Origin of the sequence: Enterococcus sp. NPDC086594, from assembly GCF_044746145.1 — a bacterium.
Lineage (GTDB): Bacteria > Bacillota > Bacilli > Lactobacillales > Enterococcaceae > Enterococcus_D > Enterococcus_D entomosocium.
Genome location: NZ_JBIVBP010000001.1, coordinates 732599 through 749569 on the forward strand (window position 1 = coordinate 732599; position 16971 = coordinate 749569).

The following is a 16971-nucleotide window of genomic DNA, read 5'->3' on the forward strand; positions in this document are numbered from 1 at the left end:
GTTAGTAGGATGCTGCTTACAAGGACCCAAAATTCTTTTTAGCTGCGCTTTTTGATTCACCAGTCAAAAGGCCGCTCTTTCGGTGTTTCACTTTTTAGATGGCTCGAGATCACCTGTCAGACTGCATCAGCTGTTTTAGCCGACACTGCAGTCGCAGTGATTCCGCTGCTTGGTCACTACGCTCGTTTCCCTCGCCTAGTAGGTTTCATCATCTGCTCTGTGCGGCTTGCGCCGCTCAGTCGCAGTGATTCCGCTGCTTGGTCACTACCCTCGTTGCTCTCGCCTAGTAGGTTTCATCATCTGCTCTGTGCGGCTTGCGCCGCCCAGTCGCAGTGATTCCGCTGCTTGGTCACTACGCTCGTTTCCCTCGCCTAGTACTATTCATCATCTGCTCTGTGCGGCTTGCGCCGCCCAGTCGCAGTGATTCATAGCAAAAAAGTGAGATTCGGGTTGAACCTCACTTTTCTTTGTTTGATTAACGACGTAATCCTAAAGCTTGGATTAATTCGCGGTAACGTTGTACGTCTTTTTGACGTAGGTAAGCTAATAAGTTACGACGATGTCCAACTTTTTTCATCAACCCACGGTATGAATGGTGGTCTTTTTTGTGCATACGTGCATGTTCGTTCAAATGGTTGATTTCTTCTGTTAAAACAGCGATTTGAACTTCTGGAGAACCAGTATCTCCTTCATGACGTGCAAATTTGTTGATGATTTCGTTTTTGCGTTCTTTTGAAATTGCCATGTTTTTCACCTCTTTTTCTTTTTCCCCTGCGACTGAGTAAAACGTTGGTGATTCGTTAAACCAAGTAACAGGTACTGTGCTTTTCACACGTAATTACTTTACTTGATTCTAAGGAAAAAAGCAAGTTTATCTACCTATTCTTTTCGTTTCTTTTGAAAGCTCCTCCAAAACTTATGTTATACTTAGGATACTACTCTATCTAAAGGAAGTGTAAGGATGAGCGTTCTTTCCCGAATCGAGAGCATGAAAAATGAATTATCGCTTTCTGAGAAGAAACTCTTCGCATTCATGGAGGCCAATCCTGAAAAAGTGCCGTCGATGACTGCGAGTCAATTAGCAGAAGCCACTGGGATCAGTGCACCGACTGTCGTACGCTTTGCGAAAAAAACCGGCTTTGCTAGTTTGACAGATTTAAAAATACAATTATCTGCGGAATCCGGCTTGCGCCAAAATGCCAATGAAAACTTGGGCTATGCCGATGTTGAATTAAATGAGCCCTTTCATGCCATCACATCTAAATTAAGCCACAATGCACAGGTGACTATGAATGAGACGGCCCAATTGTTAGAAGAACAGCTGATGTTGGCTGCCGCTGAACTGATCGCGACTCGTGAGCGAATCTTTGTCTGCGGGATCGGTGCTTCTTCATTGATCGCACAAGATATCCAACAAAAATGGACCCGTTTAGGCAAAATCGTCGTGTTTGAAAATGACTACAATCTCTTGTTGCCGCAACTCGTCAAAAACGAGAAAAAAAGTCTCCTCTGGGTCATTTCCAACAGTGGACACACGCCTGAGATGGTTCACTTAGCAGAAATCGTTAAAAATCTTGGCGTCCCGATTCTGTCACTCACCCGATTTGGCAGTAATCCGTTAACAAAGTTGGCGGATGTTCCCCTGCAAGTGTCCCGTTCCAAAGAAGCCAACCAACGTAGTGCTGCTACGAATTCGATTATCGCCCACCTATTGGCGGTCGATGTCCTTTTCTATGTCTTTTTAAGCAAGAATGAAAAGCTGGCACGCAATATCTATGCCTCACGCCAAGCCATTGCCGATTTTCGTGAGAAGTATTTATAAAATATTCATAGCCAAAGAAGTCCGCAGGAAAGTTTTCCTGCGGTATTTTTTCTTCTAAGGACACTTTGATCAATCAAGGGCATTCTTGGCAGCTACTTCTGCCAACCAAAAACTGGACGCTTTGGGATAACGCTCGAAGTCATTTTTCAAATCCACTCGATAAAACCCATAGCGGTTTTTATAAGCGTTCAACCAGCTCCAGCAATCCATAAAGGTCCACATATGGTAGCCGAAGCAAGGTGACCCATCTTCGATCGCGCGATGCAGCTGACGCAAATGGTCTTCAACAAAGGCGATCCGATACGTATCATTGACCTGCCCCGTGGCGTCCATGAACCGTTCTTCCTCAGATACCCCCATGCCATTTTCGGAAACAAACCATGGCATGTTTTGATAGTCATTCTTTAGACGCATCGCGATATCGTAAATCCCTTCTGGATAGATTTCCCAGCCGCGATGAGGATTGATTTTTTTCTCTGGCCAATCGTACCCACGAAATAACTGACGTGGCTCAAAGGGACCGGATGCTGCCTTCTGCGGAAGTGGTGCTTGGATCCGCAACGGTTGATAATAATTGCAACCAATAAAATCTACGGTATTTTCACGAAAAATTTCCGCATCTGTTGCTTCATATTCAGGGGACAATTGATGCTCCTTGAATAAGCTCGTTAGCTTTTCTGGAAATTGTCCATAAACGACACAGTCCAAAAAACTGCGAATATACAAGAGATCTGCCCATTCAGCGGCTTCTCGATCAGCCGCTTCTTGACTTTTTGGATAAACAGGTGACAAATTCAAGATGATACAGATTTCTCCATCAGGAAGTGTGATTTTACGAAACTCAGCAACTGCCTTCGCATGGGCTAACAAGGTATGATAACCAACTTGAATTGCCCGCTTGAAATCACGCACTTGCGGCCAATGAGCATCTCCGTAATACCCACATTCAATATGCACCAATGGTTCATTAAAGGTCGCCCATTTTTTCACTAAATCGCCAAATTGTTCAAAAGCAGTTTTTGCATAAAATACAAAATGGTCCACGGATTCCCGCGCCTCCCAACCTCCTTTTTCCATCAGCCACCAAGGCATGTCAAAATGAAACAAATTAATGATCGGTTCGATGCCTTGATCCAGCATTTCCTGAAAATATGCCCGATAAAACCGGACTGCCGTCTGATTCAATGTTTTTCCATCTGGTAATAAGCGGGTCCATGCAATCGATGTCCGATAGGAATTCAAGTTCATGGCCTTCATGTTTGCTACGTCTTCCCGGTATTGATAGTAGGTATTTGAGGTGTCGCTTGGTCCGACACCATCGTAAAAGCGTGACGGCTCCAACTCAAACCATTTGTCCCATGTAGAGGGACTTTTGCCGTCAACCACTGCGGCCCCCTCGGTTTGCGGTGCTGACGCGGCCGCTCCCCATAAAAAGTTTTTTGGAAAGTGAATCATTCTTTTGCTCCTTTCTGAATTACCTGCCACGTGCGGTCAGGGTTGGACCGTTGAAATACAAATCGATACTGCTGACCTGCTGTTTCGACTTCCAGACAAAACGATGTTGTTTCTTCCAAGGAAATTGCCAGCTGCTGCAATGATGCTTCACCGATCACGAGTTGAAAAGTTGCTTGTCCTTGACTAGGCACCCATACTTTTTGAAAGCCGCATAAGACTTTTTTCCTCGGCACATATGCTTTTGTATACTCTTTTAGATAGCATTGGACCACTTCTTTACCAGACACAGTAGAATGATTTTCAAGTGTGCCACTGACGATAATGCCTTCCCCTGCATATTCAGCCGAAACCGAGCTGCAAATAAAAGAGGCATAACTAAGCCCATAACCAAAAGAATATACTGGTGCGCCTTTTTGATCGAGGTAGTCTTTTTGAAACGCTGTGTTGCGATAATTATAACAGACAGGCAGTTGTCCAACTGTATCAGGAATAGAAACTGCTAATTTCCCACTAGGTACCGTTTCACCAAAAAGAATCCGAGCAATCGCTTCCCCTCCATATTGGCCGGGATAGCCAACGTAAAGCACCCCATCGAACAAGTCTTGCAAAGGAGCTAAGCAATGCGGTCGACCGGAAATCACGATCCCAATCAGCGGCTTTTTACTCTTCTTCAACGCAAACAGTAAATCCAACTGGCATTGCGGCAAATCGAGGGTAGCCAAGTCGATGTTTTCTCCACTGGTCATTTCCTGAGATCCCCTTAAGACGGCACCGTTTTTGTCAAAATCCGTTGTGAAATCACGGGCACTGGAGCCACCGATCGTCACTAAGACGACATCCGCTTTTTCTGCAATCTGACAGGCTTGCCTTCGTTGAGCCAGTGTGCCACTAGAGATTTCGCAGCCTTTCTCGTAGAAGAAGTCAGCTTGATGCGTACTTAAACTGGTCAAACCTTCCCAAAGGGTCGTACATATTGTTTCTTCCTTGAATGGCGTATAATCCCCCAGCTGATGATAGAGCTGTTTAACGTGAGGACCGATGACGGCAATCTTTTGTCGCGTTTTCTTCAAAGGCAAAATACCATTGTTCTCTAGTAAAACAATCGATTCCTCCGCCAATTTCAAGGCAACTTGTTGCGCCTTTTCTTTACGGGGCAATGAAACACGGGGCGTTGCTTCTTTAAACAAGCCAAGTTTTTCTTTCAAAAGAAGCACACGACGGACTGCATCATCGATCGCCGTTTCCGCAAGTAGCCCCTCAAGGACAGCTTCTTCTAACACTGGGAAAACTTCATCCCATAAACTAACATCCACACCGCTGGTCAAGGATTTGGCGGCCGCTTGTGGGTGGCTCCCCAGCCAGTCAGCAATTCGATCCAGCCCACACCCATCGGCCATCACAATTCCCGTAAAGCCACTTTCTTCTCGTAAAACATCTTGCAGCAAATAAGCATTGGCATGGCATGGGATACCGTCTAGATCATTGTATGCAGCCATACACCCCAAGGCCCCAGCAGCAATCCCCGCTTTCATTGGTGGCAGATGGATCTCGCGGAATTCCCGATCACCAATTGCCACTGGCCCTGCATTGTGTCCCCCAATTCCTGCACCTTGGGCAGCAAAGTGCTTCAATACCGCTAAAACGTTCTGCTTTTCTATCGTTGTTTTTGATCCTTGTAATCCTCTGACGGCTGCTTTGGTAAAGCTACTGGTCAAAAACGGATCTTCACTGAAACATTCTTCTGTTCGCCCCCAACGAGGATCTCTAGCAATGTCCAATGCGGAAACCAAGCCAACATGGGCTCCTTTTGCCCGAATCTCTTGAGCAGTGATGGTTTGGGCCGCTTGATACAGCTCTGGATTCCAACTAGAACCAACACTAAAATTGACCGGAAACGTCGTCGCTTCTAAACCTTGGTGCCCGTGAGGACACTCTTCACTGAGAAGGGCCGGAATCCCCAGCCGAGTGTGCTCCTGCAAATAAGTTTGAATCATAAGGGATAGCTCATAGGACTCCGTGGTCGTCAGGCCTGTTTGCTGATTTCTACCTGACCAAGGATCAGCTCGAAACACGCCGTAAATCCAGCCAAGACTGCCAAAACGAGCTACTTCTTTTTTAAAGGTTTCAGTTAAAATAATTTTTCCATTGTTTTTTTCGTAAACTTCCCAACCATACAGACGCTGATTCAGCTGGCCGATTTTTTCTTTCAATGTCATTTGCCGTAAAAGTGTCTCAATCATATGCTTCTCCATTTCTATTTAGTCTTCTAAATAAAGCATGATGGTCTGGATCTCAAAAGGCTGAAAATGGATTGTGATGCTTCGGGCATCCAGCGGCTCGACCGACAGTTCAGCGACGGTTTCTTCCAAAAGATTCGTTAAAACCGCTTTTTTGATTCTTTTCTGGCAGCGCATTTGACAGGCGGTGGTTTGATTGTGATATTCATACAACCGCACGATCAGTGCCTCTTCATCTTCGGCTTTTTTCACCGTATCCAGTAAGACATTCTTTTGGTCGACTGCTAGAAAAGCATCCCCTGATAGTTGTGACACCCTTGGAACCGTCAGAACGGGAACATTTAATGCCAATGCTTCTTCCATCGTTTGCGCTTCTTGCCAAGTTCCTTCGTGGGCGTACAAGGAATAGGTAAACTCATGAAGGCCTTGATCCGCTTCAGGATACGGATCGATCGGCGATTTGATCAAAGAAAGCCCGATTTTTTGATAATCCGTATTGAACCCATATTTCGAATCCGTCAAAATACTAACCCCATAATTCCCTTCTGAGAGATCTACCCATTTTTGTCCACAGCTCTCAAAACGTGCTTGGTCCCATGTCGTGTTTTGATGCACAGGCCGTTTTACCTGCCCGAATTGAATATCAAACGTTGCTTCCAATGTGTTAACATCAATCGGCATCAATGCCTTTAACAGCAGTTGATGCTGGTGCCAATCAACCGCTGTTTCAAAATTGATTCTTCCCGTGCCATGGTAAAAATGCAGCCATTGCGTAATAAAAGAATCTTCAAACTGACGTTTGATCTTCAAGGTATCGCGAATCTCCCCTTGCTCAACAACCTCAGCTGAGAGAACTTGCTTCACAGGATAAGGCTTCTTCTGGTAATAAATATCAATGTCCCACGCATCATAATCCATTGGCAGATCTTCGTAAGCCACTAACTGATTCAACCGCTCGCCTTTTGGCACGATTTCTCGCTGCTGCCGTTTGTCAAATAAAGAGATGATGTCAAAGTGTTTGTCAAAAATCACTTTAAAGTCAGCCGTTTCAAACGATTCCTCTAGTCGTATCGCTACTTGCTTTGATTGAGGCACAGCTGAGATAGGAGTCAATTTTTTGCTACTCAATCCAGCCATGGCGGGAATTTTGACTAAGAGCCGGTCATCATAGGTCCGCTGAGTCAGGTAAGCTTCTTTGATCCCTGTCTGATCGTCTAAATAGACCAGACCCGTCCGCTCTTGTCCCAGCGGATTAAAGACATGCCATGACGTAGCTTCGGCTGCTTGCGCCGCTGGAATCAAAGCTTCGATCAGCTTGCAGCCTTTATCAAAGAGCTGTTGATATTCTTGATCCGTCTGATCATAAACTTCTTTGATCGAGCTTCCCGGCAGAATGTCATGGAATTGATTAAATAGCAGCTGTTTCCAAAGTTGTTCTAATTCAGCTTGCGGATAACGATTGATTGCACAAATACTATAAAGTTTTTCAATCGTCTGTAAGAAAAATTCTCCTTGGCGATTGGCCTTCTTGTTTTTGCCAATCGAAGTCAGTGTTCCACGATGGTATTCAAAGTACAATTCGCCGTACCAGACCGGGCCAGGTTTTTCCTTAAAAGAATCTGCCAGTCGATCAAAAAAGCCCCCCACATGATTGCCAGTAATCGTCGGCATATCTGGCAGTGTCTTTTGCAGCCGTTTCTGGACTTCTAGCATCTCTTTCGTCGGGCCTCCGCCACCGTCACCGTACCCATAGGCAATCAAAATTTCGTCGTGCTGATCTTTTTGCTGATAACGTTCAAAACTGCCTTTGATCGTGTAAGGATCTAGCAATCCATTATACGTCGTATAATAATCTCTTGGACTGTATCCTTCACTGATGGTGGTAATAAAATGCGTCAAAACGCGGCTGCCATCAATTCCTTGCCAATAGAAGGAATCATAAGGAATTTGATTGAACTGGTTCCATGACAGCTTCGTCGTCATAAAGTAGGGCGTATTTGTTTTGCGTAAAATTTGCGGCAAGGCGGCTGAATAACCAAAGACATCCGGTAGCCATAAGATGCGGCTATCGACTTGAAATTCCTCTTTCATAAACCGTTTGCCATAAAGGATCTGACGAACCAGCGATTCCCCTGAAGTCAAATTGCAATCGGCTTCCACCCACATCGCCCCGTCAACTTCCCATCTTCCTTCTCGAACTTTTTCTTTGATTGCAGCGTAAAGTTCAGGATAATGTGTTTTCATGGAGAGATACAGTTGTGGTTGGCTTTGAAAAAACGTGTAATCTGGATACTCCTCCATCAATTTCAAGACCGTCTGGAAACTGCGCTCACCTTTTTCAATTGCTTGCTGTGCCGTCCAAAGCCACGCCAGATCGATGTGGGTATGGCCGACAGCCGTCACTTTTTGTTTTGGTGTATGCGCTGGTAAGTAACATGACGCAAGCAGTTGCTTGGCTTTTGCGAGACTTTCATAGAATGCCGCTGAGTAGGGCGTACGAAAATCCAAGACATTGGCGACTTGACCAAGAACTTGTTGATAAAATGCTTCGTCACCGCCAAACGCACGAATGGCACGCCAACTATCAAACAGCGTATAAAAATCAAACCAGAGTTCATTGACGACAGGATCCAATGCCAATAAGTTGATATGCAGTGGGAATGGTTTATCGGAACGGCCCGAGAACAGATCAATCTTCAGTTTGACTGCTTTTTGTTGATATCCTTCAGCCAAAGTGACCTCTCGATGATTGACATCGATAGCTTGGACATAGGTATCGTCCAAATAAATTTTGATTTGGGTATTGGTGGTGTTGTCCCACTCTGAGAGACTTGAATAGACTTGTAAAACACAAGGTTTCCCTACCCAGTCAGCGGGAACTTGAAAGCTGCCTTTCAACTGGTAATAGGTGTTTTTTTCTCCGAAATAACTCCCTTGTTCATACGGTACCCAATCCTCTTGCTTAAAAAAAAGCAGGTCTATTGGCTGTTGATAGCGTACACGGTACTGTTTTAATTTGTAGAAAATTTTTCGGATGCGTTCAAACTCGTAAGGCTGCATAACTCTCATTTTTCTTTTGACTCCTCTATCTATTTTTTGAAAAAAAACGGGTGGAGATTGATTGTCTCGACCCGTTTCCCTTATCGTATGATATTAGTTTGCTTTCCAGCGGTCATAGGCCGTTTGATAGACTTCGACATATTCGTCAATGCCCATTGCTTCGATCGTTTTCACATAATCGTCCCAATTGTCTAATGGCTCGACACCTGTGATAAACTTAGCTTCCATTTGTTCTACATAAGTTGTCAAATCAGTGGCAGTGGCTGCTACTTTGTCATTTTCTTCAATCGTTAAATACAGTAGCGGAAATGGTACTTCAGCGATGTCTTCCATCTTTTCTGCCGTTTCTTGTGCAACCCAATCACTAAAACGAGTATCTGGTTCTTCATCAGCCGTTTTGCGAATATGGTATTCACCTGTTGTATCAATGACAATGTTTGGTGTAGTCAATCCATATGCCGGCGTGATTTTGCCGCGTTCGTCTTCCGTGTTGTCTGTATCAATGCCATCCACATAAACCCGGACTTTTTCGCCATCCGCATTTTCTTGGTACTCCCAAAGAACACCTTCTGGCCCTTGTTCAATATATTTTGTGCCTTCTTCCGAATAGAAGTAATCCACCCAACGCATGGAACCTTCTGGGGAAGGATTGACATTGGTCAATGCAAAAGTTCCCCGAGAGATTCGTGGACTGCCAGGAATCTTGGCTTCTGGTGCCCATTCAGAGGTCAACGGTTGGAACATCGGATCGTTCATCGCCTCTGCCTCACTGCGACCAGTAGTAAAGAAGCTGAAATAGTCGGCAAAAAGCCCTAGTTGATTGTTTTCACCCTTCGCTTTTTTCTGCTCATCTGACTGTCCATAAACTTCTTTATCCAGCAAGCCTTCATCGTAAAGTGTATTCATGTATTCCAAGAATGCTTTGTAGTTTTCTGATGTCGGTGTGTAGGAGACCACATCATCGTCCACTTGAATCCCGCGAGTCCGTAAGCCAAAGGCGGCCATCAACCAAACACGTGTCGAGTTCATATCGACATCCGTCAATGGAATCTCGTCTGCTTGACCATTTCCGTTAGGATCTTCGTCTTTGAAACGCGTCAACAATTCTTGCAGTTCCTCTGTGGTTTTCGGCAGTTCTGATACGCCTAAATTATCTAGCCACGTGCCGTTGTACCACATCGGGCCTTGCCACCAGATTGAAGTCGCATTCCGAGAGATCATTGGTAAGGAGTAAATGTGCCCATCTGGCGTGGTGATCGATTTCAAGATTGAGGGATCTTCTTGCGTCAGTGCATAAAGATTTGGCATGATTTCTGGCGTGATATACTCCTCTAAGGGAAGTAAAATCCCTTGTGAACCGTAATCGATCTCCATCGAAGCCGTCAGTGCTTGCGAACCAGCACCGTAAACGATATCCGGCAAGTCGCCGGAAGCAAAGGCTAAGTTCAGTTTCGTACTAAAGTCAGCCGATGGCGGTGTCGTATAAGTCAGTTTGATACCGGTTTTTTCTTGGTAATCCTGTAGCGTCGGCATGTCTTCCCACTCGGCCATTCCCACACCTGGTGCCATGATATTCAAGGTCAGCTCTTCGCCTTCTTTGATGATTGGAAATTGGCTGTCATGATTGATAGCAACCTCTTTTTTTTCTCCAGTTCCCTCATCTGAAGAATTGCCGCAGGCACCCAAGACGAGGGTACTGCATAAAGCGACACCCGCCATTCCTAAAAGTTTCTTTTTTAATCCCATTTTCTTCCTCCTTTGATTTTTTTATCCTTTAATTGAACCGACCATCATGCCCTTGACAAAATACTTTTGTAAGAACGGATAGACGATGATTACCGGTAACGAAGAAACGATCATGACACCGTACTTGATGACTTGAGCGAGTTGCTGTTTGCTATATAGCATATTCGCCATTTCTGAAGTCACATTGCTGACGGTATTTGAAGACATATCTTGAAGAATCAAAATTTCTCTTAAAATCATCTGCAGCGGGTACATCGATCGATCAGAAAGATAGATCAATGCGTTAAAGAAGCTGTTCCAATGTCCGACGCCATAGAACAAAGCCATTACCGCAATGATCGGCGTTGATAATGGTAAAACGATCTGCATGAATAGACGAAAATCGGAACAACCATCCACAATCGCTGCTTCTTCCATCTCTCGCGGAATTGTGGATTGAAAAAACGTTCGTGTGACAACCACATTGTAAACCGAGACGGCCCCTGGAATCACCAGTGCCCAAACGGTATTCAGCATACCTAAGCTGCGAATCAGCAAATAGCTGGGAATCAAGCCACCAGACAGGAACATGGTAACCAGCATAAAATTGGTGAAGGCTCGTCGCCCATAAAAATCTTCTCGCGATAACGCATAGGCACAAGGCAAGGTTACCAAGAGATTGATCGATGTTCCTAACACTGTATAGTAGATCGTGTTCAAATAGCCACGCCAGATACTGCTGTTGCCCAATAATGTTCGATAGCCTTCGAAGGTGATTCCTTTTGGTAAAAGCCACATTTCACCTGAGTTTACCAGATGCGGATTTGAGATCGAAGCACTGACGATATAGATCAGCGGATATAAAACGATCAGCAATGAAATTGCTAAAAACACATAAACAAAGATCAAAAAGATTTTATCAGCACGGGTATCTTTTATTAAAGAAGTTGTTTTCACTTTTGGTCCTCCCTCCTACAATAGACTAGAATTGCTTAAACGTTTGGCAATATGATTGACTACGATCAACAATACGGAATTGATCAATGAGTTAAATAGGCCGACTGCCGCAGCAAAACTGTACTGCGCATCTAACAGCCCTTGCTGGTAAACAAAGGTCGCAATCACATTCGAGGATTGCATGTTCAAAGGATTCTGCATCAAGATGATTTTTTCAAACCCAACTGACATCAAGCTGCCGAAGCTCATTATCAATAAGATCACCATCGTGGGCATGATCGTTGGAATATTGATATACCAAACGCGTTGCAGACGAGAAGCGCCATCGATCGTTGCCGCTTCGTGCAGTTGCGTATCGACTCCAGATAGAGCTGCCAGATAAATCACAGACCCCCATCCCGTTCCTTGCCAAACTCCGGACAGGACATAAATCGTTTTAAACCAACGGGGATTAGTCATAAAGCTGATCCGCTCGAAACCCAAAAATTCTAATAGGTGATTGATGATCCCTGTTGAAGGAGATAAGAAAGCAATGACCATACCAACCATGACCACCACAGCAATAAAGTTTGGGGCATAGGTGACTGTTTGGGTAATCTTTTTAAACGGGCCGTCTTTGATCTCATTCAAAGCCAATGCCAGGATGATCGGCAGCGGAAAACCGACAACCAATGAATAGATACTGATTCCTAAAGTATTTTTGATGAGTTCCCAAAAATAATAGGAATCGAAGAAACGTTGAAAATGTTTAAATCCAACCCAAGGACTGCCCAAAATCCCTAATGAAGGCATATAATCCTTGAATGCAATAATGATTCCATACATCGGTCCATAAGAGAAAATCAAAATAATCAAAAATGCTGGCAACACAAACAAGTACAATTGCCGATTTTTCTTGATTTTCATTTTTATATCCTGTTTCTTTGTTTTAGGTACTGAAACGGTTTGTCTGATTGGCGCTGTTTCCATTCTTCCTCCTCCTTGCTTGGTGTTAGCCTTATCATGAATTGTATTCGCTTTCAAATCAATGTGTATTTTTTTCCCTATGTGTCGAAACGCGAATCCCAACTGCCCCAACGTTCGGCTGACTGATATCCGACCATAAGAGGTACGGTTCGGTAGCGTTTTTATAGACTGGTAACGCTTTTTTAGTGGCTAGATCAATTAGCTCGTCTTCTTCAGTTGCGCCAATCTCTGTTAAAGGAATCTGTTCGAAAGCGCCTGCAGCGATACTGCGAAATGCAAAATGAGCCTTGCCCTCTTTTTGATAGGTCAAATGCCATTCATTTGGCCAAGCTATTGGGTTCGCCCGCGTTTCATAGATGCCTTCACCATATAGCGCCAACCAATTGCCGATTTCTTCTAAGCGTTGGGTCTCTTCGAATGTAAATTCGCCATCAGGTGTTGGGCCGACACCTAAAATCAAATTTCCCCCTTTGCTGACTACCTCAATCAAGGTTTCCAGCAGTTCTTGGCTGCTCTTGAAGGTATCATTTGGCACATATCCCCAATCATTCCCAATCGGGATATTGCTTTCCCAAACTTTTTTAGGAATTTCTGCTAATGCAGGAATTTTGCGTTCTGGTGTCACATAGTTTTCATGACGGCCACCCATCATTCGATCAACGATGATCAATTCCGGCTGTTTCTCACGTGCAATCTCAGCTAAACGATCCATTTGTAGGTCTTCTTTTCCTTGCCCGCACCAACCGGCATCTAGCCAAAGAAAATCGACTTTTCCGTAATTGGAAGTAATCTCTACAATCTGACGATGCACAAATGACACATAGCGCGCCCAGATTTCTGGGTGAAGGTGGGTGTCATAGCTGGCATGACGGCCTTTGACGGTATCATCATCCAACCAGTAAAAAGGAGAATACCAGTCAGCTTTAGAATAGTAGGCTCCTGTTGCAATCCCTGCTTCTTGAAACGCCGTAAACACTTCTTGTAAAATGTCGCGTTTAAAGGGACTTAATTTCCCGCCGATTTTAAACTCTGACTCCATTGTGTTGAACATCGAAAACCCATCATGATGCTTTGTTGTGAATAAACAGTACTTAAATCCCGCCTTCTTACAGATCTTGGCCCATTTACGGGTATCCAGCTTCTTCGGCTCAAATTGATTAATCAACTGCCAATAATCCAAACGCAGTGCTTCGATAGTTTCTCGATAGGGCTGGTTTTCTCTAGCCCATTCATCTTTTTCAGATAATTGCCATGATTCAACGATCCCCGCTTCGGCATACAGCCCATAATGGAAGATCACTCCGAATTTCAAGTCTTGAAACCATTCCAGACGCTGCTTGAGCATTTCTGTTTCTGGGACCCACGCTGCTTGCTCTCTCTCCTTGGCTTCTTCAATATCACCGCGAATTTTTGTCATGCATTTGCACTCCTTTCTTTGTTCTAAATGTAAGCGAAAAAAAGTCCATCTAACAATATGTAACTTTTTTCACTGTGTTAAACCAAGCAAGAGCGTTTGTAAAATTTGTAATGAAGAAAGCTTCCTTCCATAAAAACGTTAGGAGAAATAAAGCGGATCAAATATATTTGCTGTGTTTTTCCTGTATGGGATGTGTGATTTTTTCATCCATGCCCATTATCCATGGATCAATGGTACGATAAGGACAACAATTAAAGCGGATACAAAATGGTAATCCGTAAGAAAGTGAGGATTTTATGAAACAATCCAATGGTCTTTATCATGTTTCCTATCAAGTCGGTGAATGGCTCCTCCATTGCCTAAAATTGCAGTTTCTTTGGTTTTATTGGGTATTTCGATATGGGATATTTTTAGGCATTTTCCCTGCCACCGCTACGATTATCCAAGCTTTTTTCAACAGTTTCCAAAAAAAGGAACGCCCAGCGGCTTTGAAGCCTTGGTTCAGAACTGTCGTGAAAAAAAATTTCCGTCGCGCCAATCAATTAGGAGCCATGCAAGCGGGTTTGCTGCTTTTCTTATGGCTAGAATTGCGCATCTCTAGTACCTTTATCCAAAATAGCTTGATTCACTTTTTTTTGCTGCTGTTGTTTATCAGTGCCCTTTTGATCAGCTTGTATCTGCTGCCAGTGTATTTGCGTTATGACTTGCCCCTTCTTCACTATTTTAAGCAAGCAGTAATACTGATGGTTATCAGTATTCCCCAAACGATTGCGATGATTTTGGGAATCTTAGTAACTACAATCATTTTGACTTTTTTACCGATTTTATTAGTCATCGGCTTTGTTCCTTTTTTCCTTTTTCCAAATAGTTGGTTCTCTTTTCAAGCGATCCAACGTTCAGAATCATTGCTGATAAAAGAAACTTAAGAAGGGACGTTCGTAATGAAAGACATTTTTATCCAAAGTAATGAAAATCTTGATGATTTTTTTAGTAACATACTACCGGAACTAGCGTTGCGAGAATCACCGCAAGGGCATCCATTACAGCTGATTCAACGGCCCGGTTCTCTGAAAATTTGCCACGGTCCGCTAGCAACAATCATTTACTATCAAGAAAAGGCCCATTTATTTCGGGCATTAACTTTATGGGTGCATGAAGACCGCCCAGTCTATGTCTTAGAAGAACAGCCGCATTTTGAAGCAATTGGACCAATGATCGATCTGTCCCGCAATGCAGTAATGACCGTTGAAAAACTGCAACGCTTTATTCTATTGACAAGCAAGATGGGGCTTAATCGTCTCACGCTTTATATGGAAGACACTTATGAAATTCCAGAGTATCCTTATTTTGGTCATTTACGAGGCCGTTATACACAAGGTGAGTTAAAGAAGCTTGATAGCTACGCGCAAGCTATAGGTGTAACTTTGATTCCGGCGATTCAAACATTGGCACACTTAACGAATCCCTTAAAATGGGGATTTGCTAAAAACATTCGGGACACGGAAGATATTTTACTGGTGGGAGAAGAAGAAACATATACCTTTTTGGAAGCAGCGATCTGTTCGATCCGTTCGTGTTTTTCGACGGATCAGCTACACATTGGCATGGATGAAGCACACCAATTGGGGAAAGGAAGATATTTGGTATTGCACGGTTTAAAAGACCGTTTCTCGATTATGGCCGAACATCTGCAGCGGGTAGCTGCGCTTTGTCAAAAAGTGGGTTTTAAGCCGATGATGTGGAGCGATATGTTTTTTAGGATCGGTGCACCTACTGGTGATTATTACGATCCAGACGTGTGTTTTCCCACAGAATTGTTTGCTGACCTTCCTGCTGTCAAAATGGTTTACTGGGATTATTACCACCATGATCATGCCTCTTATCAGCGAATGTTTGCGAAACATCGGGAATTAAAACAGCCGATCGCCTTTGCTGGAGGTATCTGGACTTGGAACGGTTTGGCGCCGAACTATGGCAAGAGTTTCGCCACCATGCGTCATGCCTTGCAAGCCGCCAAAGAAAACGATGTTCAGGAAGTTTATGCCACACTTTGGGGCGACGACGGAGCCGAAACACCGCTGATTGCTGCGCTATTAGGTTTGCAATATTTCAGTGAAGCGCAGTTTGGAAACGACCTTTCGTTAGAGAAATTAAATGAAAAATTCCAGCTCTTTCACGAGTCAGTTAGTAGCGATTTCTTGCTGCTTGATCGTTTTGATCAAACTGCAGGTGTACCAGAAAACAATCCTCACGGAGAAAACCCCAGCAAGCTACTGCTCTACCAAGACTTGCTGTATGGTTTGTATCAGGAAAACTTAACCGATCTTTCTTTAGCATCCCACTATCAAACATTGGCTCAAGAGTTGGCAGCTGTGAAATCAACACGGGACACACAAACGATGTTTGCCTTTTATCAGCAGCTGGCTGATGTTTTGGCACAAAAAGCTTGTATTACCGACCAAATCACCAGTGCCTATAAAAGCAAGGACTTCACGGAATTGCGCCAAGCAGTCGATGAGCTCAGTGTCTATAAATCCGCCTTGCAATCCCTTTATGAAGCCCATCGTAAAGTCTGGTTTGACTGGAATCGACCTTTCGGTTTTGAGAGTATCGATCTGCGCTACGGCGCCTTGCTGATGCGCTGCGACACGACACTCTGGCGGCTTACTGCCTTCTTGGACGGGGAGCTCGATACTTTGGAAGAATTGACTCAACCGTCCTTACCAATGGTAACCCCTTTCAGCGGCAGCACTTCTGTGGGTCGCAATTTATTTCATGGAATCTATAGTGCGGGGAAAATTTCTAATGTTTAAAAGAAGGAGTGAGAACTTATGAAAACATCCTTGCTGCGCCGAACCGTCATCGTGAGTCTGCTAGCTATTGTTAGCCTATTCTTTCTCTATTTTCTAACAACCGATTCTTCTGCTCCAGTTCATGCCCAACCTTCAGAAAAACTGGAGATGACAGGTAATATTACAAATCAAGCAGCGGCGGAGGCTTGTTTGGCAGTGCTGAAAGAAAATTTACAAGCAGCCTCTGACCAAGATGCGACAGCTTATGCCGCCACGCTCGTGGCAGCGGCGCGAGCAGAGACGAGCCAAGAATTGGCTGATTTTTTTGCAGAAGAACAGCTGCAGCACACGCTGCTTTCTTTTGAAGTCGTTAAACAAGAGACAGGATCCATGCTGGTCGCGGCGCAGCAGAAAACGATCAGCCCAAAAGATTCTTCCTACCGTGATCACATCACAGAGGCTTACCATACTTTCGTTAAGGAAGCAGATGGCTGGAAAATTCAAGAAACAGTCATGACGAATACAGAATTTCTTTAAGTG

At 44.1% G+C, this 16971-nt stretch carries 12 protein-coding genes; 4 read left to right on the plus strand and 8 right to left on the minus strand.

Going from position 1 to position 16971, the window contains the following annotated elements; all coding sequences use genetic code 11:
- Positions 1–475 precede the first annotated feature (475 nt).
- A complete protein-coding gene (gene rpsO, locus ACIPK1_RS03345; protein ID WP_005228072.1) occupies positions 476–745 on the minus strand; it encodes a 30S ribosomal protein S15 in 270 nt (89 codons plus the stop codon).
- A 216-nt stretch (positions 746–961) separates the two neighbouring features.
- Here rpsO and ACIPK1_RS03350 point away from each other — a divergent pair, with 216 nt between their 5' ends.
- A complete protein-coding gene (locus tag ACIPK1_RS03350) occupies positions 962–1822 on the plus strand; it encodes a MurR/RpiR family transcriptional regulator (RefSeq protein WP_008379484.1) in 861 nt (286 codons plus the stop codon).
- A 69-nt stretch (positions 1823–1891) separates the two neighbouring features.
- On the opposite strand, the gene ACIPK1_RS03355 is transcribed toward ACIPK1_RS03350, so the two are convergent.
- From ACIPK1_RS03355 to ACIPK1_RS03385, 7 genes are all read right to left on the minus strand, one after another.
- Positions 1892–3277 (minus strand): glycoside hydrolase family 1 protein, encoded by a 1386-nt coding sequence (locus ACIPK1_RS03355; protein ID WP_301387859.1) that lies wholly within the window; start codon positions 3275–3277, stop codon positions 1892–1894.
- Positions 3274–5529 carry a glycoside hydrolase family 3 N-terminal domain-containing protein gene (locus ACIPK1_RS03360; protein WP_306425326.1) on the minus strand — a complete coding sequence of 752 codons (2256 nt, stop codon included), beginning with the start codon at positions 5527–5529 and terminating at the stop codon, positions 3274–3276. The genes ACIPK1_RS03355 and ACIPK1_RS03360 overlap by 4 nt, the downstream gene beginning before the upstream one ends.
- Before the next feature lie 6 nt (positions 5530–5535).
- Complete coding sequence (locus ACIPK1_RS03365; protein WP_301387855.1) at positions 5536–8583, minus strand: glycoside hydrolase family 38 C-terminal domain-containing protein; 3048 nt, start codon at positions 8581–8583, stop codon at positions 5536–5538.
- An 84-nt stretch (positions 8584–8667) separates the two neighbouring features.
- Positions 8668–10320: an extracellular solute-binding protein gene (locus ACIPK1_RS03370; RefSeq protein ID WP_005233773.1), complete on the minus strand. Its 1653-nt coding sequence runs from the start codon at positions 10318–10320 to the stop codon at positions 8668–8670.
- Between the two features lie 21 nt (positions 10321–10341).
- On the minus strand, positions 10342–11256 hold the full coding sequence (locus ACIPK1_RS03375; protein WP_008379474.1) for a carbohydrate ABC transporter permease: 915 nt from the start codon (positions 11254–11256) through the stop codon (positions 10342–10344).
- A 15-nt stretch (positions 11257–11271) separates the two neighbouring features.
- Positions 11272–12225 carry a sugar ABC transporter permease gene (locus ACIPK1_RS03380; protein ID WP_008379472.1) on the minus strand — a complete coding sequence of 318 codons (954 nt, stop codon included), beginning with the start codon at positions 12223–12225 and terminating at the stop codon, positions 11272–11274.
- Between the two features lie 55 nt (positions 12226–12280).
- Positions 12281–13639 (minus strand): alpha-L-fucosidase, encoded by a 1359-nt coding sequence (locus ACIPK1_RS03385; protein ID WP_005233770.1) that lies wholly within the window; start codon positions 13637–13639, stop codon positions 12281–12283.
- A 296-nt stretch (positions 13640–13935) separates the two neighbouring features.
- On the opposite strand from ACIPK1_RS03385, the gene ACIPK1_RS03390 reads away from it, so the two are divergent.
- The 3 genes from ACIPK1_RS03390 to ACIPK1_RS03400 are packed head-to-tail and all read left to right on the plus strand — an operon-like array spanning position 13936 to position 16968.
- Complete coding sequence (locus ACIPK1_RS03390) at positions 13936–14565, plus strand: YesL family protein (protein WP_005233769.1); 630 nt, start codon at positions 13936–13938, stop codon at positions 14563–14565.
- 15 nt (positions 14566–14580) lie between these two features.
- Positions 14581–16452: a beta-N-acetylhexosaminidase gene (locus ACIPK1_RS03395; RefSeq protein ID WP_301387851.1), complete on the plus strand. Its 1872-nt coding sequence runs from the start codon at positions 14581–14583 to the stop codon at positions 16450–16452.
- Between the two features lie 18 nt (positions 16453–16470).
- Complete coding sequence (locus ACIPK1_RS03400; RefSeq protein WP_301387849.1) at positions 16471–16968, plus strand: hypothetical protein; 498 nt, start codon at positions 16471–16473, stop codon at positions 16966–16968.
- Positions 16969–16971 lie beyond the last annotated feature (3 nt).